This window comes from Arthrobacter globiformis NBRC 12137, from assembly GCF_000238915.1.
Lineage (GTDB): Bacteria > Actinomycetota > Actinomycetes > Actinomycetales > Micrococcaceae > Arthrobacter > Arthrobacter globiformis.
In genome coordinates this window covers 1-18131 of the sequence record NZ_BAEG01000039.1, presented here as the reverse complement: position 1 = coordinate 18131, position 18131 = coordinate 1, and the positions used below count along the sequence as shown (strand labels likewise).

General features: G+C 66.1%; 18 protein-coding genes. 7 read left to right on the top strand and 11 right to left on the bottom strand.

The annotated features are described in order from the left end of the window. Nucleotides 1-27: 27 nt before the first annotated feature. Together ARGLB_RS07330 and ARGLB_RS07325 are read left to right on the top strand one after the other, a co-directional pair. On the top strand, nucleotides 28-1317 hold the full coding sequence (locus ARGLB_RS07330; protein WP_003800671.1) for a Mur ligase family protein: 1290 nt from the start codon (nucleotides 28-30) through the stop codon (nucleotides 1315-1317). Next, a complete protein-coding gene (locus ARGLB_RS07325; RefSeq protein ID WP_003800669.1) occupies nucleotides 1314-2066 on the top strand; it encodes a type 1 glutamine amidotransferase in 753 nt (250 codons plus the stop codon). The genes ARGLB_RS07330 and ARGLB_RS07325 overlap by 4 nt, the downstream gene beginning before the upstream one ends. Nucleotides 2067-2082: 16 nt before the next feature. Here the strand turns inward: ARGLB_RS07325 and ARGLB_RS07320 are convergent, their stop codons facing one another. Next, nucleotides 2083-3375: a CapA family protein gene (locus ARGLB_RS07320; RefSeq protein ID WP_003800668.1), complete on the bottom strand. Its 1293-nt coding sequence runs from the start codon at nucleotides 3373-3375 to the stop codon at nucleotides 2083-2085. A gap of 99 nt (nucleotides 3376-3474) precedes the next feature. Here ARGLB_RS07320 and ARGLB_RS07315 point away from each other — a divergent pair, with 99 nt between their 5' ends. Continuing rightward, on the top strand, nucleotides 3475-5487 hold the full coding sequence (locus ARGLB_RS07315) for a M3 family metallopeptidase (RefSeq protein WP_003800666.1): 2013 nt from the start codon (nucleotides 3475-3477) through the stop codon (nucleotides 5485-5487). A 68-nt stretch (nucleotides 5488-5555) separates the two neighbouring features. On the opposite strand, the gene pdxS is transcribed toward ARGLB_RS07315, so the two are convergent. The 6 genes from pdxS to ARGLB_RS07285 all read right to left on the bottom strand — a co-directional run bounded on the left by pdxS (nucleotide 5556) and on the right by ARGLB_RS07285 (nucleotide 13984). Next, nucleotides 5556-6482, bottom strand: a complete 927-nt coding sequence (gene pdxS, locus ARGLB_RS07310; protein ID WP_003800663.1) for a pyridoxal 5'-phosphate synthase lyase subunit PdxS — start codon at nucleotides 6480-6482, stop codon at nucleotides 5556-5558. Between the two features lie 138 nt (nucleotides 6483-6620). Continuing rightward, nucleotides 6621-7241, bottom strand: a complete 621-nt coding sequence (pgsA, locus tag ARGLB_RS07305) for a phosphatidylinositol phosphate synthase (RefSeq protein WP_003800662.1) — start codon at nucleotides 7239-7241, stop codon at nucleotides 6621-6623. Next, on the bottom strand, nucleotides 7231-7818 hold the full coding sequence (locus ARGLB_RS07300; protein WP_003800660.1) for an HIT family protein: 588 nt from the start codon (nucleotides 7816-7818) through the stop codon (nucleotides 7231-7233). Before ARGLB_RS07300 ends, pgsA begins: the two co-directional genes overlap by 11 nt. 19 nt (nucleotides 7819-7837) lie before the next feature. After that, the gene (gene thrS, locus ARGLB_RS07295) at nucleotides 7838-9802 is read right to left on the bottom strand and encodes a threonine--tRNA ligase (protein ID WP_373279098.1); all 1965 of its coding nucleotides are present in this window, start codon (nucleotides 9800-9802) and stop codon (nucleotides 7838-7840) included. Between the two features lie 193 nt (nucleotides 9803-9995). Then, nucleotides 9996-13622 carry a DNA polymerase III subunit alpha gene (locus tag ARGLB_RS07290; protein WP_003800656.1) on the bottom strand — a complete coding sequence of 1209 codons (3627 nt, stop codon included), beginning with the start codon at nucleotides 13620-13622 and terminating at the stop codon, nucleotides 9996-9998. After that, the gene (locus ARGLB_RS07285) at nucleotides 13619-13984 is read right to left on the bottom strand and encodes a hypothetical protein (RefSeq protein WP_003800655.1); all 366 of its coding nucleotides are present in this window, start codon (nucleotides 13982-13984) and stop codon (nucleotides 13619-13621) included. The genes ARGLB_RS07290 and ARGLB_RS07285 overlap by 4 nt, the downstream gene beginning before the upstream one ends. A 143-nt stretch (nucleotides 13985-14127) precedes the next feature. Here ARGLB_RS07285 and ARGLB_RS07280 point away from each other — a divergent pair, with 143 nt between their 5' ends. Continuing rightward, nucleotides 14128-14514, top strand: coding sequence for a hypothetical protein (locus tag ARGLB_RS07280; RefSeq protein ID WP_003800653.1), 387 nt, complete (start codon nucleotides 14128-14130; stop codon nucleotides 14512-14514). A 99-nt stretch (nucleotides 14515-14613) separates the two neighbouring features. Here ARGLB_RS07280 and ARGLB_RS07275 read toward each other — a convergent pair whose 3' ends face one another. After that, nucleotides 14614-14940, bottom strand: a complete 327-nt coding sequence (locus ARGLB_RS07275; RefSeq protein WP_003800652.1) for a chorismate mutase — start codon at nucleotides 14938-14940, stop codon at nucleotides 14614-14616. 14 nt (nucleotides 14941-14954) lie between these two features. Between ARGLB_RS07275 and ARGLB_RS07270 the strand changes: the two genes are divergently transcribed. Then, nucleotides 14955-15377 carry a VOC family protein gene (locus ARGLB_RS07270; RefSeq protein WP_043418322.1) on the top strand — a complete coding sequence of 141 codons (423 nt, stop codon included), beginning with the start codon at nucleotides 14955-14957 and terminating at the stop codon, nucleotides 15375-15377. A 68-nt stretch (nucleotides 15378-15445) separates the two neighbouring features. Here ARGLB_RS07270 and ARGLB_RS07265 read toward each other — a convergent pair whose 3' ends face one another. Continuing rightward, nucleotides 15446-16195, bottom strand: a complete 750-nt coding sequence (locus ARGLB_RS07265; protein ID WP_083839618.1) for an SOS response-associated peptidase — start codon at nucleotides 16193-16195, stop codon at nucleotides 15446-15448. A gap of 102 nt (nucleotides 16196-16297) precedes the next feature. Here ARGLB_RS07265 and ARGLB_RS07260 point away from each other — a divergent pair, with 102 nt between their 5' ends. After that, nucleotides 16298-16555, top strand: coding sequence for a mycoredoxin (locus tag ARGLB_RS07260; protein ID WP_003800646.1), 258 nt, complete (start codon nucleotides 16298-16300; stop codon nucleotides 16553-16555). A gap of 87 nt (nucleotides 16556-16642) precedes the next feature. On the opposite strand, the gene ARGLB_RS23570 is transcribed toward ARGLB_RS07260, so the two are convergent. Beyond that, on the bottom strand, nucleotides 16643-16792 hold the full coding sequence (locus tag ARGLB_RS23570; RefSeq protein WP_175304973.1) for a hypothetical protein: 150 nt from the start codon (nucleotides 16790-16792) through the stop codon (nucleotides 16643-16645). Nucleotides 16793-17069: 277 nt separating this feature from the next. Between ARGLB_RS23570 and ARGLB_RS07250 the strand changes: the two genes are divergently transcribed. Next, nucleotides 17070-17432 carry a VOC family protein gene (locus ARGLB_RS07250; RefSeq protein ID WP_003800642.1) on the top strand — a complete coding sequence of 121 codons (363 nt, stop codon included), beginning with the start codon at nucleotides 17070-17072 and terminating at the stop codon, nucleotides 17430-17432. Nucleotides 17433-17510: 78 nt separating this feature from the next. Here the strand turns inward: ARGLB_RS07250 and ARGLB_RS07245 are convergent. Next, on the bottom strand, nucleotides 17511-18131 hold a 621-nt coding region (locus ARGLB_RS07245), incomplete at its 5' end, for a lipoate--protein ligase family protein (protein ID WP_003800640.1).

Genomic DNA, 18131 nt, shown 5'->3' with positions numbered 1-18131 from the left:
TGCCGTTGCTGGGATATATTACAGAGCATGTTTTCCCTCAGCGTTCCGCTCGGCAAATTTGTTCGCCGGGTTTCCCGGCTCAGGGGCGGAGGCTCTGCACTACCCGGCCTGGTGGTCGAAAAAATCGACCCCGGCTTCATGCAGCGGACCCTGTCCACCCTCCCCCATGGCGTCGCCGTGGTCAGCGGCACCAACGGCAAAACCACCACCACGAAGATGGTGGTGGAACTGCTGGAAAGCCAGGGTTTGAAGGTGTTCACCAACCGCACCGGAAGCAACTTCACCCGGGGCGTGGCCGCTGCACTGCTCGGCGACGTCGACTGGCGCGGACGGCTCGATGCCGATATCGCCGTGCTGGAACTCGACGAGGCCCACGCCGTGCACTTCGTCAACCGCGTCCCGCCGCGCTACAGTCTGCTGCTGAACGTCCTCCGCGACCAGCTGGACCGTTTCGGTGAGATCGACAAGACCGCCCAGCTCCTGCAGCACATCGCTTCCAAGACCACGGGGACTGTGGTGCTAAACCGCGAGGACCCGCGGGTGGCCCGGATCGCCGACACGCTGCATGGTCCCGAGGTCCTCTACTTCGGCCTGGACGACTCCCTGCTGGGCACCTTCCCCAGCGACGATGAACTCCGGGCCGGGCCGGGCAGCCCCGTGCCTGCGGTGCCGGACCGGCCGCAGGCCGACGTCGTCCTTCGCCGGGTGGGTGCCGATGACGCCGATTTTGAGTACGACGGCGCCACTGTCACCACCGGGATGAAGCTCCGCGGCGTCTACAACATCTTCAACGCCGCGGCTGCGCTGGCCCTGGCCCGCAGCATCTGTGGCAGCGGCGCCGCCACGGCGGACCACAGCACCCTGCTGAAGGCCCTGTCCGAGGTGGCCCCGGCGTTCGGGCGCGGCGAAAGCCTCACGGTGGACGGGCTCCCGCTGGATCTGGTCCTGGTCAAGAACCCGAGCGGCTTCCGGCTGGGCCTCAAGTCGTTCCCCTCGGGCGGCTACGCCACCATGATTGCCATCAACGACAACTACGCCGACGGCCGCGACATGTCCTGGCTGTGGGACGTTGATTTTGACTCCCTGCGCGCGGAAGGCGTGGACCAGGTCACCGGCTCCCGCGCGTATGACATGGCCCTGCGCCTCCAGTACGACGAAGTGCAGATCGGGGCGGTGGGCACTGACATCCCGGCCGCCCTGGCCGACTTCATCCGCAAGGGCAATGGCAAGCCGAAGCGGGTCTTCTGCACCTACACCGCGATGCTCGCCATCCGCCGTGAGCTGTCCAAAATCACCACAGTGGAGGTGGTCTCTTGACCCCCGATTCAGGCACCGGTACCAGCGCGTCAAAGGGGACCATCCGGGTCCTGCAGCTGTACCCGCGGGAGATGAACATCTACGGCGACTGGGGCAATGCCCTGGTGCTGCAGCAGCGCCTGAAATGGCACGGTTACACGCCGGAACTGCTCGAGTACAACGTGGGCGACGAGTTCCCGGAGGGCGTGGACATCATCCTGGGCGGCGGCGGGCAGGACAGCGGCCAGCTCGTCATCCAGGACGACCTCCAGTCACGGGCCAGCCTCCTCAAGGGGATGGCCGAGGACGGCACCCCCATGCTGCTCATCTGTGGGCTTTACCAGCTGTTCGGCCGCTTCTTCAAGACCCGCTCGGGCCCGGTCATTCCCGGCATTGGTGTTCTGGACGTGGAGACCCACGGCACGGATGAGCGGCTGATCGGCAACGTCAAGGTCACCACCGCCGAATTCGGCGAGGTGCTGGGGTACGAAAACCACAGCGGCCAGACCACACTTGGCCCCGGCGTTGCACCGTTGGGGACGGTGGCGAAGGGCACTGGCAACAACAGCAGCGACGGCCAGGAGGGCGCCCGGTACCGCAATATCGTGGCCAGCTACCTGCATGGTTCCCTGCTGCCCAAGAACCCGGCGATCGCCGACTTCCTGATCCGGACCGCCGTCGAACGCAAGTACGGAACCTTCACTCCCGGCGAACCGGATGACCGCTACGCCGTCCTGGCCCGCGAGCACGCGGCCCGCCGGCCGCGCTAGAAGCGAACGGACCAGATCACCGCTCCTTGGTGACCAGCAGCTCGTGGGCTCCGGCCTGCGCCGCACTCATGGACTCCACCACCTGTTCGGTCCGCAGCCGGGTGTCGGCGTCGGCCGCGGGACTGGTGCAGACGCCCTGCGGGGCGTCCGCGGCCACGGAGCACCAGCGGTAGGGGCCGCTGACGATGACTGACGGCGCCCAGGCGACGTCGGCTGCAGTCCATGTGCCGGTGCTGTCCTGGCTGAACTGGGCCCGGAGCAGCAGGCCCTCGTTGTTGACGACGTACGTGGGCGACAGTTCCGTCACGCCGTTGCCCAGCCCGTAGGCAATCCAGGTCCCCTTGTACTTTTCCATGGGGAGGACCGAATGCGTGTGGTGTCCATAGATCATGGTGAACTCCCCGCTGTCCGCCAACGCGTGTGCCACCTCCAGCTGCTGGGCGTTGGGGGCGCTGGAGTATTCGTCCCCCGCGTGCATGGCGGCCAGCACGATGTCCGCGCCCTGCTCCCTGGCCGCCTTGGCTTTGGCGATCATGGCGGGGGCGTCGAGCATGTCCACCTGCCACGGCTGTTCCGGGACCTGCCCGTTGAGTCCGTAGGTGCCTGCAATGACCGCTATCCGGGCGGCGTCCGTCTGCAGGATGAGGATGCCCCGGGACTCGGCCTGCGTCCGGTAGGAGCCGGTGTGCTCCAGCCCTGCGGCATCCAGCACATCCAGTGTCCGGGCGAGGCCCTCAGGGCCCTGGTCGACGGTGTGGTTGCTGGCCGTGGTGCAGGCCCGGTAGCCGACCGCCTTGGCGGCAGCGGCGATCTGCGGCGGGACGTTGAAGGAAGGATACGCGGAGAAGGGGCCACCGGGCAGGGCCACCGGCGTTTCCTGGTGGCAAATGGCGAGGTCGCTCTGTTCGATGTAGCGCCGCTGGCCTTCCAGCAGCGGACCGAAGTCGAGTCCCTTGACGCCGCCGGCCACAGCGTCCTCGTGGGCCTGCTGCCACAGCTGGGTGTGGACCAGCATGTCACCGGTGACCAGGACGGACGTGCAGCGGACCGCCTTGCACGCGGGGCCGGCACCCGGCGTGGGCGTCATTTCGGCGCTCGGGGTGGGGGCCGCCGTCGGCGTTTGGCCTGCAGTGTCACCGGCGCCCGGCTGCGCCGCCGGGGCGGACGGCTGGCCGGCCGCACTCGAAGGCTGGCCGCCGGATTGTGGCTGGGCCTGCTCGGCGATCACGCCGCAGGACGTCAGCGCAACCATCAGCAGTGCGGCGGCGGCCATCGGTCGCACACGGCCGGACACGTTCTTGTTCCCCATGACCCCAGCCTAAGTCCGGGGCTCGCCGACGGCAGGCAACCGGTGCGCAGAGCCCGCCAAAACATTGTGCGCCGCAGAGCTGCATGAAAGGGTTGCTTCATGACCAATCCCCTCCTGTCCCCCAGCGCCCTGCCCTTCGGACTGCCGCCGTTTGCCGACATCGACGACGCCCACTATGCCGGGGCGGTTGACGCCGGGCTCGCCGAACACCTGGCCGAGATCCAGGCCATCGTGGACAACCCCGAGCCGGCCACGTTCGAGAACACCGCAATGGCCATGGAAAGGTCCGGCCGCCTGCTGGATCGCGCCGCCGCCTCGTTCTTCACGCTGGTATCCGCCGACGCCTCCGAGGCAATCAGGAAGCTCGAAACCGAACTGTCGCCCCGCTTCGCCGCCCATCAGGACGCCGTCTATCTTAACCGGGCGCTCTATGAGCGGTTCGACGCCGTGGATACCGGGGGCCTGGACGCCGAATCGGCCAGGCTCGTCGAGGAGTACCTCAAAGAGTTCCGCCAGTCAGGCGTTCAGCTGGACGACGCCGGCCAGGACCGGCTCCGTTCCCTGAACGCCGAGCTGTCCCGGCTGGGCACGGAATTCGGCCAGCGCGTCAAGGAAGCGATGAAGTCCGCCGCCCTGCTGCTGGACAGCGCCGATGACCTCGCCGGCCTTCCCGGGGACGAGGTCGCCAGCGCCGCGGAAGCAGCCCGCGTTGCCGGACATGAGGGCAAGTTCCTCCTGACGCTCATCCAGCCCAGCAACCAGCCCGCCCTGGCGTCACTGGACAACAGGGACGTGCGCCGGCGGCTCTTTGAGGCGTCCGTGGCCCGCGGCAGCTCCGGCGGAGACCTCGACGTCCTCGACCTCGTGAAATCCATGGTCCGGCTCCGCGCCGAAAAGGCCGCCCTGCTGGGCTTCGCCAACTATGCCGAACTCGTGGTGGACCGGCAGACGGCCCCGGACCTCGGCGCCGTGCGGACCATGCTGAACCGGCTGGCGCCCGCCGCCGTGCGGAACGCGGACGCGGAGGCGGCCGCCCTGGCCGAGAGCGCCGGCCACCCGCTGGAGGCCTGGGACTGGGCCTACTACTCCGCCAAGGTGCGGCGGGAACGCTACACCGTGGACGAGCAGGCGCTCAGGCCGTACTTCGAGCTGGACCGGGTACTGGCGGACGGCGTGTTCTTTGCCGCCACGTCGCTCTTCGGCATCACCTTCCATGAGCGCAAGGACCTGGCCGGCTACCACGAGGACGTCCGGGTCTGGGAGGTCCGGGACGCTGACGGAACCGGGCTGGGCCTGTTCCTGGGCGACTACTACACCCGCGAAACCAAACGGGGCGGCGCATGGATGAACTCGCTCGTGGACCAGTCGGCGCTCCTGGGCACCAGGCCGGTGGTCATCAACAACCTGAACATCTCCAAGCCGCCCGCAGGTGAGCCCACGCTGCTCACGCTCGATGAGGTGCGCACCGCGTTCCACGAGTTCGGCCACGCACTGCACGGCCTGTTTTCCAATGTCACCTACCCGCGGTTCTCGGGCACGTCTGTGCCGCGGGACTTCGTGGAGTACCCGTCCCAGGTCAACGAGATGTGGATCATGTGGCCGGAGGTGCTGGCCAACTATGCCCGCCACCACGCCACCGGGGAGCCCCTGGCCCAGGACGTCGTCGACCGGCTCAACGAGTCCCGCCTGTGGGGCGAGGGGTTCGCCACCGCGGAGTACCTCGGCGCCGCGCTGCTGGATCTGGCCTGGCATGTCCTGGAAGCCGACGGCGTTCCGGAGGACGTCCTCGAGTTCGAGGCGAAAGCACTGGCCGCCGCAGGAGTGGCACATCCCCTCATTCCCCCGCGGTACCGGACGGGCTACTTCCAGCACATCTTCGCAGGCGACGGCTACGCTGCGGGCTACTACTCCTACATCTGGAGCGAAGTGCTGGACGCCGAGACCGTGGACTGGTTCACCGAGAACGGCGGGCTCAGCCGGGCCAACGGCGAGCGTTTCCGCGCCGAACTCCTCTCCCGCGGCAACAGCCGGGACCCGCTCGAGTCATTCCGCACGCTGCGCGGCCGCGACGCCGCCCTCGAGCCCCTGCTCAAGCGCCGCGGCCTGGAGTAACCCAAAAAACGACGACGCCGGCCGGTCACCAAAAGGTGACCGGCCGGCGTCGAACTGCTTTGGAGCTGTTACCAGCCGCGCTCGGCGAGGCGGTGCGGCTGCGGGATCTCGTCGACGTTGATGCCGACCATGGCCTCGCCCAGGCCGCGGGAGGCCTTGGCGATGACGTCCGGGTCGTCGAAGAAGGTGGTGGCCTTCACGACGGCGGCCGCACGCTGGGCCGGGTTGCCGGACTTGAAGATACCGGAGCCCACGAACACGCCGTCGGCACCGAGCTGCATCATCATCGCGGCGTCGGCCGGGGTGGCGATGCCGCCGGCGGTGAACAGCACCACCGGAAGCTTGCCGGTGGCGGCAACTTCCTTGACCAGTTCGTACGGGGCCTGCAGTTCCTTGGCCGCGACGTACAGCTCGTCCTCGGGCAGCGAGGCAAGCTTCTTGATCTCGGCGCGGATCTGGCGCATGTGCGTGGTGGCGTTGGAGACGTCGCCGGTGCCGGCCTCGCCCTTGGAACGGATCATGGCCGCACCCTCGTTGATGCGGCGCAGCGCCTCACCGAGGTTGGTGGAACCGCAGACGAAGGGAACGGTGAAGTTCCACTTGTCGATGTGGTTGGTGTAGTCGGCCGGGGTCAGGACCTCGGACTCGTCGATGTAGTCCACCCCGAGGGACTGCAGGACCTGGGCCTCGACGAAGTGCCCGATGCGGGCCTTGGCCATGACCGGGATGGACACGGCGTCGATGATCTGGTCGATCATGTCCGGATCGGACATGCGGGACACGCCGCCCTGGGCGCGGATGTCGGCCGGGACGCGCTCGAGCGCCATAACGGCAACAGCACCGGCATCTTCGGCGATGCGGGCCTGCTCGACGTTGACGACGTCCATGATGACGCCGCCCTTGAGCATCTCTGCCATGCCGCGCTTCACGCGGTTGCTGCCCGTCACGCTGTTGGCGGACGAGCCGGCTTCGTTGCTTACATCAGGTGTAGACACAAAAACCCCTATGGGTAGCTAGATGACCTTCGCCGGCAGTGCAGGCGGCAAGGACATGCCGTTTTTGCACACACCGGATTACCGGATCCATTGACCGGGCAGTCCTAATACTAGTCCCACCGCGGCAGCCCGGCTTAATCAGGTTTGTTCGGAGTCTTCCAGCGACTGGACGCGCACGGCCAGGACGCGCTGGACCACCGTGACAAGGCTCGCCGCGGCCAGCAGCACCAGAGTCGCCAGCAGCACCACGGGCGGCAGCCCAACACCGGTCAGGCCGGTAATCACCAGGACCGAAACCAGCCGTTCAGCACGCTCGGCTATGCCCACGTTCGCCTGGAAACCAAGGGATTCGGCCTTCGCCCGGACATAGGAAACCACCATGCCAAGAACCAGGCAGACGACGGCGGCAATGGCTATGGGTGTGTCTGCTCCGCCGGTGAAAAACCAGATGGCCAGGCCGGCAAAGAGGGCACCGTCAGCCAGCCGGTCCAGGCTGGAGTCCAGGAAATTGCCCCAGCGGCCGCCGAGGTTCTGCATCCGGGCCATGATGCCGTCGATGACGTCGGAAAAGATGAACGCCGTGATGAAGACGGTCCCCCAGAACAGCTGGCCCAGCGGATAGAACACCAGGGCCCCGACCACCACGCCGGCAGTCCCCACAATGGTGATGGCGTCCGGCGAAACGCCAATTTTCAGCAGCCAGCGTGCAAGCGGGGTAAACAGCGCGGTGAAGAACCCGCGGGCATGCCTATTCAGCATGCGTCTCCCCGGGCCAGGCGTCGGCAACCTGCTGGCGGACCTCGTCGAGCGTCTGCGTGATCGCCTTGGTCTGGGCGATGATCGGGAAGAAGTTTCCGTCCCCGCCCCAGCGCGGAACGATGTGCTGATGCAGGTGCCCCGCGATGCCGGCCCCGCCGACGACACCCTGGTTCATGCCCAGGTTGAAGCCGCCGGGATTGGCCACCTTCCGCAGCACGCGCATGGCGGTCTGCGTCAGGTCGGCGAATTCGGCGGTCTCCTCCACCGTCAGGTCCGTGTAATCGGGGACGTGGCGGTAGGGGCACACCAGCAGGTGGCCGGGGTTGTAGGGGAACAGGTTGAGCACCACGTAGCTCGTGCGCCCCCGGTACACGATGAGCGACTCCTCATCGGTGCGCGCCGGCGCGATGCAGAACGGGCAGTCGTCCGCGTTCTTGAACTGGTGCTGGCCGCCCTTGATGTAGGCCATGCGGTGCGGAGTCCACAGCCGCTGGAAGGCATCCGGAACTCCGGCGAGGCCGAAATCGTCCGTCACTTCCGCGTCGCCCGGATAGCCCGACCCTGTGTTGTCCTGCACGTGTTCCCCTCCGCCGCGGCTAGCTGGTCCGGTTGCGGACGGCGTCCACGATCCGCTGGACAGCCTCGGCCACGGGCACGCCGTTGTCCTGGCTGCCGTCCCGGAACCGGAAGGAGACAGCGCCCGCCTCCGCGTCCTCACCGCCGGCAATCAGCACGAACGGGATCTTGTCCTTGCTGGCCGTGCGGATCTTCTTCGGGAATCGGTCCGAGGAGATGTCCACCTCGGCGCGGATACCGGCAGCCTTGAGCTTGTCGACGACGTCGAACATGTAGTCGTTGAAGGCCTCCGCGACGGGGATGCCCACCACCTGCACGGGAGCGAGCCAGGCCGGGAAGGCGCCGGCGTAGTGCTCAGTGAGGACGCCCATGAACCGCTCCACCGAGCCGAACAGGGCCCGGTGGATCATGACGGGACGCTGGCGGGTGCCGTCGGCGGCCTGGAACTCGAGTTCGAAACGCTCAGGCAGGTTGAAGTCCAGCTGGATCGTGGACATCTGCCAGGTGCGGCCCAGGGCATCCTTTGCCTGGACCGAGATCTTGGGCCCGTAGAACGCAGCTCCGCCCGGGTCCGGAACGAGCTCCAGCCCGGAGGCCTCGGCAACTTCGGCCAGGGTGCGGGTGGCTTCCTCCCAGGTGGCGTCGTCGCCGACGAACTTGTCCTCGTTCTTGGTGGACAGCTCGAGGTAGAAGTCGTCCAGGCCGTAGTCCTTGAGCAGGCCGAGGACGAAGTTCAGTGTGGTGGTGAGCTCGTCCTTCATCTGCTCGCGAGTGCAGTAGATGTGGGCATCGTCCTGTGTCATGCCCCGCACGCGGGTCAGTCCGTGGACCACGCCGGACTTTTCGTAGCGGTAGACCGAGCCGAATTCGAAGAGCCGCAGCGGCAGTTCACGGTAGGACCGGCCGCGCGAGCGGAAGATGAGGTTGTGCATGGGGCAGTTCATCGGCTTCAGGTAGTAGTCCTGGCCGGGCTTGCGGACGGTGCCGTCCTCGTTCAGTTCCGCGTCGATGTGCATCGCGGGGAACATGCCGTCCTTGTACCAGTCCAGGTGGCCGGAGACCTCGTACAAGTGCCCCTTGGTGATGTGGGGGGTGTAGACGAACTCGTAGCCGGCGTCCACGTGGCGCTGCCGGGAGTAGTCCTCCATGGCCTTGCGGATGATGCCGCCCTTGGGGTGGAACACGGGCAGGCCCGATCCCAGCTCGTCAGGGAAGGAGAACAGGTCAAGCTCGGCGCCAAGCTTCCGGTGGTCGCGGCGCTCGGCCTCGGCGATGCGTTCCTGGTACGCCTTCAGGGCATCCTTGGTGGGCCACGCGGTGCCGTAGATGCGCTGCAGCTGCTGGTTGTTCTGGTTGCCCAGCCAGTACGCGGCCGAGGACCGGGTCAGGGCAAAGGCGTTGGAGATGAGCTTGGTGTTGGGCAGGTGGGGGCCGCGGCACAGGTCGCACCAGACGCTGTCCCCGCTCTTTCGGTCGACGTTGTCGTAGATGGTGATGTCCCCGGCGCCGACTTCGACGTTGACGCCTTCGCCGGCGTCCGCGGCGTCGTTCTTCTTGCCCAGCAGTTCGAGCTTGTAGGGCTCGTTCTTCATGGCCTCGCGGGCCTCGTCCTCGGAGACGACGCGGCGGACGAACTTCTGGTTCTGGTTGATGATCTTGAGCATCATCTTTTCCAGGGTCTTCAGGTCTTCCGGGGTGAAGGGCTCGGCGACGTCGAAGTCGAAGTAGAACCCGTCCGTGATGTACGGACCGATGCCAAGCTTGGCGTCCGGGCGCAACTGCTGCACGGCCTGGGCCATGACGTGGGCGGTGGAGTGGCGCAGCACATTGAGCCCGTCGGGGGAATCGATGGTGACGCCCTCAACCTCGGCACCCTCGGGAAGTGGCTGGTCCAGGTCCTTGAGCTCGCCGTCGACACGGGCCACAACGACGTCGCGGCGCTCAAAGAAGAGTTCCGCGCCGGTGGTCCCGGTAGTCACCTTCATTTCTTCGCCATCGACGATGAGGGTGATCTGCTGGGCATCTGACACGGGTGTCTCCTATTCAAAGTTCAGGCTTCGTAGCTTGTGGCGTACGGGGACCACAGCCAGCCTCGTCAATGTTATCTGTTGCGGAAGAGGCGAGCCAAAGCGCCACGGCGGCACCCAGCCGGAACGATTGGAAAACAGATGGGGCGGGTCAGCTCCCCAGGCCGGTGATGGCCAGGTTCCTGCTGATGCCTTCCAGCGGCCCCGGCTGCCTGAACTCCAGTTCGATGCTTCCTGGTTCGCCGGTCCCCGGGTCACGGTTTCCCGCTTCGCCGTTGCCCCGTTCAGCGGTATCCCGTTCAGCGGTATCCCGTTCAGCGGCATCCCGTTCAGGGAACGGCAGGGTGTCCACCCGGCTGAGGTCCCAGGCCATGCTGGCGCTGAGGCTGATGCCGCGCGGGCCGGTCCGCCGGGTGGTTCCCCGGATAAGCAGCAGCCGGGTGCCGAACAGCAGCGGGCCGGCGTGCTCCTGCGCCTCGTGGAAGAACACGGAATCCACGCACCCGGTGCCGTCATCGATGCTGATGAAGACCACCCGCCTGCCGCCGCGCATGGGCGGGGTCTGGGTGGCGATGCGGACACCGGCAACCAGGACCTCCGTGCCGTTGCGCAGCCCTAGCAGCTTGTCCGCCGTGGTGACGCCAAGCCGGTCCAGGAGCGGGCGGTGGCTGGACATCAGGTGTTCACTGACATCAACAGCCATCAGGTCAAGTTCCGCCCGGACGTTCTCCACCATGGTGGGCTCCGGCAGCCCGGCCTTGACATTCCGCAACTCGACATCCCCCAGCGGCAACGCGAGCTGCCCCTCAATGATGTCGGCGCCTTTCTTTGCCGGCTTGCTCTGCAGGCTTTGCAGGTGGTGGACAAGGTCTGCCCGGTTCGCTGTCCCGCCGGATTCCCGGTGCAGGGTGTCAAAGGCACCCAGTTGGGCGAGCCGCTTGATGCTGGGCTTGCTCAGCCTGGAGCGTGCCCTCAGATCCGCCAGCGAGTCATAGGGCTGGCCTGCAACGATCCGCTTCAGCTCAGCACCGGAAAGCCCGAAGATGCCGTTGAGGCTCAGCCGGATGCCCAGCTTTCCCCGGTCCGGGCCTTCCGCGACGCGCTCCACCCGGTACTCCGCGCCGCTGCGGTTGATGTCCAGCGGAAGAATGGGGATGCCCATGCGACGTGCTTCGGCCACAAGGAGGCGCTTGGGGTACATTCCGGGATCGTGTTCCCACAGGCCGGCGAGGAACGCTTCCGGATGGTGGGCCTTCAGCCAGGCCGACTGGTACGTGGGCACGGCAAAGGCTGCGCCGTGGGCTTTGCAGAACCCGAAACTGGCGAACGATTTCAGGGTGCCCCACACCTTGTCCACAACGTCCGGCTGATATCCCCTGGCTTTGGCCTCGCGGCGGAAAAACTCCTCAACCTGCCCTTCCAAGACGTCATTGCTCAACGCCCTGCGGAATTCGTCGGCCTTTGCCAGCCCGCAGCCGGTCATCACGTCAAAGGTCCGCAGGATCTGCTCATGGAAGACCGTCACCCCGTGGGTTTCCTGAAGTACCGGCTTCAGGTCCGGGTGCGGATAAGTTTCTGGCGCGAAGCCGTGCCGGTGTTCCAGGAAGGGCCTGACCATGTCAGATTTCATGGGCCCCGGACGGAACAGTGAGATGTCGATGATGAGGTCGTTGAATTCGCGCGGGGCCATCTTGCCCACCAGCTCCCGCTGGCCCGGTGATTCGATCTGGAAGCACCCCAGTGTGTGGGTGCTTCTGATCAGCTCATACGTCGGCTCATCATCCAGGGGCACGGCATTGAGATCGATCAGGCCGTCCTCGGCAATGTAGTCCGGACCGCTGCCATCTGTGGCAACGGGGTGGGCTCCGGCTGCCACCACTTCAGCCTTGGAGGGATGGATGCGGATGATCTCCCGCACGGCAAAGGCCATGGCGCTTTGCATCCTGACTCCCAGGACATCCAGCTTCAGCATGCCCATGGGGTCCATGTCGTGTTTGTCGAACTGGCTCATGGGCAGGCCAAGGCCGCTGGGCTGGACGGGTGTCCGGTCCAGCAGGGTGGCATCACCGAGGATCACCCCGCAGGGGTGCATGGAGATGTGGCGCGGAAGCCGGTCCAGCCGTTCGGTGAGGTCCACCAGCAGGTCCAGCTGCTGGTTCTCCGAGAAGTTCCGCTGTTCCACCCGTCCGGCGAACTCGCGAAGTTCCGGCTTTTCCTCCAGTGCCTCCCGGAACTTCCGTGCCGAAAAGCGCCACAGCTGCTTGGCAATCTCGCCGACATCGCCGTCGTCCATCCCCAATGCCATGCCGGCGTCCCGCACCGCACCGCGAGCGCGGTAGCCGTTCTGCATGCTCATCAGCGTGACGCGCTGGGAGCCGAACCGGTCAAAGATCTTCCGGTAGACGTTGTGCCGCTCAGCGCTTTCAACGTCGATGTCGATGTCAGGCAGCGTTGACCGGTCGCCGGAGAGGAACCGTTCGAAGATCAGGTCATGCTGGAGGGGGTTCACCTGGCTGATGTCGATCAGGTAGTTCACCAGGCTGGAAGCCCCCGATCCCCGGGCTGCCGCCCTCACCCCCATGTCCAGGATCATGCGGGAAACCTCGGCCACGGTGAGGAAGTAGGAGGCAAAGCCGAGGCGGGCAATGATCTTCAGTTCATGCTGCAGCCGTGCCCGCATGTCCGCTTCCGCCTGCCCGGAGATGCCGGGGAACCGCCGCGTGATTCCGGCTTCGCAGCGCTGGGCCAGTTCCGCCAGCGGATCCCCTTCAATGCCGATGACGGCAGCTTCAGGCACCACCGGCTGCTTCCAGCCCATGTCAGACACGGGATCCATGCGGCAACGGTCCGCGAGCGCCTCGGTCTGCGCGAGCAGCACCTGGAGATCTGCGGCCCCGTAACCGGCAGCATGGATGACTTCCTTGCCCAGTTCCACCATTTGGTCCGGGGTTTTCAGCCAGCCCTGCCCGTTGGGCTGAAGCAGCGGGGCGGCGGACAGTTCGGGAAGCGACTTCAGGGTGCGGGCCGAATCCAGGACATCGGCGGTGGCCGCCCCGTCCTCCTCGCAGTAGCGTACTGCGTTGGTGAGCACCGCCGGCACGCCGTATTCCTGCGCCAGCTTGAGCATGCGGACCGCATGGGCGGTGCTTAACGGCTCCCCCGGAGCACTGAGGTGGGTGACGATCTCTGCCGCGACGCTTCCGGCCGGCATGGCGTCCAGCCAGGCCTTGAAAAGGGTGCGGGGCCGAAGGTACCGCCGCCCGCCCAGCGCGGTGCCGACGTCGGAATCCGGGCCCAACAGCACGGTGAGCACCGGTTTCAGGGTTTCCGGATCCAGGACGCGTGAGGCCAGTTCAGCCCTGGTGACAGCAACGGGCACCGTTCCCCCGGCCTTGCCCGTGGTGCGGGCATGCGCGTCGGAGATCAGCCGGCACAGTGCTTTGTATCCCGCACCGTTGTTGTGGCCATGCGCAAGGATCACGACGCGCCCGGTGACGCGGGAAGCAGAAAACCGGGTTTTGGAAACCCGTGCACCGGCCACCCCGGGATCGTGGTCCCCCTCGTCGTCGAACACTGACAGATCCACGCCGACCACAGGATCAATTCCGGCAGCCATGCAGGCCTTGAGGTGTTTTACGGTGCCGTACAGGCCGTCGCGGTCCGTGCAGCCGAGGGCGGTTGCCCCCTGGGCAGCGGCTGCCTGGGCGAGTTCATCCGGCCAGGAGACACCATAGTGGGCGCTGAAGGCGGTGGACACGTGAAGGTGAGTGAAGCTCATGCTGATTTGTGCTGGAGTGCGTCTTTGGGCCGGAGGGCGTCGTGGATCCGGATCAGCCGCCAGCGTCCGCTGCCGGCGTGCCGCACCAGGTCAAGGGTTAGAGGTTCAGTCGGTTCTGCAGCCGGAGTTTCCGGCGGACTGCTTCGGCCGGCAGGCAGGACCTGCACCCGCCAGATCTCATGGTCCACAAGCCCGGGGCCGCTTCCGAGCGGAGCACGCCGCTCTTCGGCCCACCACTGGCGGCGTTCGTACCAGCGCAGGGGTTCAGCGCAGACCAGGTAGTCCCTGCCGCCCCACCGAAGCTCCGCCGGCTCACCGGCAGGTGCGCAGACGACGTCAACAGACTCGCTGAACGTTCCCATGGGTGCCTCCGGATACCAATCTGATTCTGCAGAAAATCCGCAGTCATTCGAATATGTATTCGAATGATTCCAGTTTACGCCGGGCGGGCGACAAAACCTAGATGGGTGTGGACGGACGGCGGCTCACAGGGCAGGATGGTCCCATGAGTTCCAATGACGCGCTCCTGAAGCAGGTAAGCATCGCCGCCAAAGAAAGCACATTGGTGGCCAAGTTCGATATCGACGGCAACATTCCAGCATCGGGCGCCTTTGTTGTGGGGCTCGTGGCTGCCACTCCGGATTATTCACATCAACGGAGGCTGGGAATCGAGTTCATGAACGGCGAGGCGGTTTCGATCTACTCCTTCAGCCATGACGGCACGGAGGAGAATTTCGACCTCAGCAGCGTTGAACACTCGGGCAACACCATCACGGGCAACTTCCCCATGAGCACGGTACTGGGACTGGACAAGAGCCACCTCATGTCTGCGTTCAGTGAGGCCGACGGGCGGGAATTCCAGTCCGGCGTGCCCGTCGAGGAGAAGCTTTAAAGGGTCAGCGCCCCCGCGAGCTGCACCGGGCACCAGCCCGGGACAGCCGACCCTGCGCCGCGGCGCGCCTGACAACAGCCGGGCGTGCCTAACAACAGCTCAGCTGTTGTCGTTGTGGATTTTCATCTCAAGCTCGATGAACTTCGAGATCATGGCCCGGTACGTGCTTTCCACGATGTCCGGGTCTATTTCTTTTTTCTCGGCGGCCGAGCGCACATGCTCGATGACCCGCTCCACGCGCCCCGGCGCCCGCACTTCGGCGTCGTCACCCTTCAGGGTTCCCGCGATGCGGATCAGGCGCTCGCGCCGGGCGATCAGCGTGACGATCTGCTCGTCCACCTCATCCACCGCAACCCGCACGGCAGCGAGCTGTTCCCGGTCAGCCTGGGCGTTTTTCTCGTCTCCGTGATTTGTGGGCATGGTCATGACAGTATCGAACCATGCAGCCCAGAGTCGATTTTATTTCATTGGGAGTGCGCAGCGTGGCCGCCTCCCGGCGCTTCTACGTGGACGGCCTGGGCTGGCCGGTCCACCGGGAGGTTCCCGACGAGGTGGTCTTCATCCAGGCCAACCACGGCCTGATTCTCTCCTTGTGGGATGCCGGGCAGATGCAGGCCGAAGCCGCCGTCGACGCTCCCGCTGCCGTTCCCTGCATCACGCTCAGCCACAACGTCGGCAGCGCCGAGCAGGTGGACCAGGTGATGGCGCAGGCAGAGTCTGCCGGCGCCGCCGTCGTGGCCCCTGCCAAGACCCAGCCCTGGGGCGGCTACACCGGATACTTCGCCGATCCGGACGGCTTCCGCTGGGAAATTGCGTTCAACCCCACCTGGACAGTGGACGACGGCGGCCAGGTCACCGTCTGATTGCAGGACCCGTCCGATTGCGGGCTTGGGTCTGGTTCGGCCCGGGTCCGCTTATCCAGGAGGCTAACTCAGAAGAGTGCCTCCACAGGCTCGATGAGCTCCGGGGAGTTGTTGCGGACGTTGCCCACCGCCTTGCCCACGGAATCCACCCGCCAGCCGGCGGCTACGTCCTTGACGCCTGACCGGACGAGGTCCACCAGGCCGGCGGCGTCGTCCGCCTGGGGGTCGAGCCAGGCAGCCATGGTGTCGCGGCTCATGGGCAGCGGGACGCGGTCGTGGAGCGCTGTGAGTTCGGCGAACACCGTGCCTTCAGTTCCCGCCGGCGGCGAGTCCGCCGTCATGATGGACATCGACAGCATCCACTGCGCGGGTTCGCCCGGCGGCAGGGTCGGATCCTTCCACCACTCGTAGAGTCCGGCGAAGGCCATGGCGGACTCGTCCCGGGGGTGGACGTAATAGGGCTGCTTGCTGCGGCCCTCGCCCTGCTTCCACTCGTAGTATCCGTCCGCAGGGACCGCGCAGCGCCTCGACTGCACGGCCTTGCGGAACGCCGGCTTCTCAAGGACCGACTCACTCCGGGCATTGATCATCTTCGCTCCGATGCCCGGGCTTTTCGCCCAGGATGGCACCAGACCCCAGCGGGCGACGTGCAGCTGGCGGACCGTGTCGCCGTCGATCAGCCGTTCAAGCACAATGGGCGCGCCGTCGGTGGGCGCAACGTTCCACGACGGCGGGATTTCGGTTTCGTTCTCAAGTTCGGCGTCGAATTCGGCCAGCAGATCCCCCACTGCCCGGGCCATGACGTAACGTCCACACATGGCACCAGCATGCCATTGCAACAGAGGCTGGGGAATACCGGTGCCCGGGTTACGGTTGTGGGGAGGGAAACCGACAGGACCATATCAATCAGAGGAGAGCCCGTGGACTTTACCCCCGAAGACGGCACCATCACCATGTTCTCGACCACCTGGTGCGGCTACTGCAACCGGCTGAAGAAGCAGCTGGACGCCCAGGGCATCGGCTACACCGAGATCAACATCGAAGAGGTCGACGGCACGGCCGAGCTCGTGGAGCAGATCAACGGCGGCAACCGCACCGTCCCCACCGTCCTCTTCCCGGACGGCACGGCTGCCACGAACCCGTCCGCAGCAGAGGTCAAGAACAGGCTCGCCGCTTAAGGCTGACGCCGCACTACGTTCAAACAGTAAAGGCACCGGAAGACCGGTGCCTTTACTGTTTCCATTTGCTGTTTCTGGTCCCCAGGATCAGACCTTTTCGCCGATCCGGTCCTGGATCGGCCTGGGCGCGCGGGCTTCCTGGCGGCGGGCTTCCTGGCGGCGGGGTTCCTTGCGGCGGGCCAGGAAGGCCCACAGCCTGGTGTCGTCCGCGTGGGTCCGGGGTTGCGGATGGTCCACAGGCAGCGGGTTCCCGGGCGCAGCTTCCGTCGGTACCGGGGCCCGGTGCGCCTCAGGCGTTCGGACGGTATCCTTTCGGGTGTCCCAGCCAAAATCCGCCCGCGATGAATAGCACATCACCGACCTCCTTCTCAGCGGCTGTCCCTTAATCGTCCTCTCGTCTGCGTTTGAAATCGACAGGTCTGGGTACGAAAATTCCGGACCCGGCGACGCATCTGGCGATTGCCAGTCCGGCGCGTTACAGTTCGAGTTCCTTCCCGCGTTCCAAAGGATTGCTGTGAATCCAGTTTCCCCGCAGATCGGCACCGTCTTCGTCCCCGTCAGCGATATCGAGGAAGCCCGCGACTGGTACTGCGGCATGCTGGGCGTGCCCGCAGACGACAAGGTCCTGCTGGACCATCTGTACATACTCCCCATGGAGGGGGCCGGCCTCGTCCTGGACAGCAGGATCTACTCCCCTGGCGCGGTTTTCCAGGTTCCTGCGTTCCACTTCAACACCGCCGACATCCATGCGGCCCACGTGTTCATGAAAACCCGGGGCGTGGAACTCACCGACGTCAACGATGACCAGTGGTTCAACTTCCGGGACCCGGACGGAAACGTCCTCATGATCTGCCAAATCCCCCCGGCCACCGAATAGCAGCCACTCAACAGAACGGGCCGAAGAGCCGCACCCCGGCGGACCGAAGCTTGGCGGCGCCGGTGTCACAGCGCAGAGTCAGGCGCGGAGACTGCTGAAGTCCGCCTGGCCCAGCGTGGCGTACTCCGCGTAGGTGCGGACCACAGCCTCCTCGATGGCCTGCACGTCAAGGCCGGGCACAAGGTCGTTGACCGCGCCGGCAGTCGCCGGATCCCAGTCCAGCCCCAGGGCCGCATAGCTGGCCGTCAGCACCTCGCGGATCGGCGCCGAGTCCTCCACCACGACGACGGAGCTGAACAGCCAGGCGCCGGACACCACGCGCTGGGCTGTACCCACCAGCTTGACCCGGCGGCCCGGAGCCTCATCCGCGAAGCCGTGGACGCTGTATTCACCCGGGCAGTACTCCCCCGGGATCTCGCCGACGGCGGCGTGCACGCCAACGCTTTGGAGTGCCCCCGCGAGCATCTCGCCGAAAAATGCGAAACGGCCCTTGGCTCCGGCGATCGCGTCACTGTGCGGCTCCACGTGATCGATGATCAAGGTGCCCTCATGGTAGGCGGCGGCGCGGCCTCCGGCCTTGCGGATCAGCGGTTCGAACCCCAGGTCGCGGCAGGCCTGGGCGGCGGCGCCGAAGCCGGGCAGGCGGGTGTCGCGCTGGCCGAAGGCCACAGTCGGTGCGGGCCGGTACAGCCGAAGGGT

Bases quoted from the DNA above. Each gene is read 5' to 3' on its own strand.
- ARGLB_RS07320 (WP_003800668.1), bottom strand. From the start codon at position 3,375: ATGGGGAACAAGAACGTGTCCGGCCGTGTGCGACCGATGGCCGCCGCC.
- ARGLB_RS07290 (WP_003800656.1), bottom strand. From the start codon at position 13,622: ATGAGCTTCACTCACCTTCACGTGTCCACCGCCTTCAGCGCCCACTAT.
- ARGLB_RS07275 (WP_003800652.1), bottom strand. From the start codon at position 14,940: ATGACCATGCCCACAAATCACGGAGACGAGAAAAACGCCCAGGCTGAC.
- thrS (WP_373279098.1), bottom strand. From the start codon at position 9,802: ATGAAGGTGACTACCGGGACCACCGGCGCGGAACTCTTCTTTGAGCGC.
- pgsA (WP_003800662.1), bottom strand. From the start codon at position 7,241: ATGCTGAATAGGCATGCCCGCGGGTTCTTCACCGCGCTGTTTACCCCG.
- ARGLB_RS07265 (WP_083839618.1), bottom strand. From the start codon at position 16,195: ATGTGTGGACGTTACGTCATGGCCCGGGCAGTGGGGGATCTGCTGGCC.
- ARGLB_RS07315 (WP_003800666.1), top strand. From the start codon at position 3,475: ATGACCAATCCCCTCCTGTCCCCCAGCGCCCTGCCCTTCGGACTGCCG.
- ARGLB_RS07270 (WP_043418322.1), top strand. From the start codon at position 14,955: ATGCAGCCCAGAGTCGATTTTATTTCATTGGGAGTGCGCAGCGTGGCC.
- ARGLB_RS07285 (WP_003800655.1), bottom strand. From the start codon at position 13,984: ATGGGAACGTTCAGCGAGTCTGTTGACGTCGTCTGCGCACCTGCCGGT.
- ARGLB_RS07280 (WP_003800653.1), top strand. From the start codon at position 14,128: ATGAGTTCCAATGACGCGCTCCTGAAGCAGGTAAGCATCGCCGCCAAA.
- ARGLB_RS07330 (WP_003800671.1), top strand. From the start codon at position 28: ATGTTTTCCCTCAGCGTTCCGCTCGGCAAATTTGTTCGCCGGGTTTCC.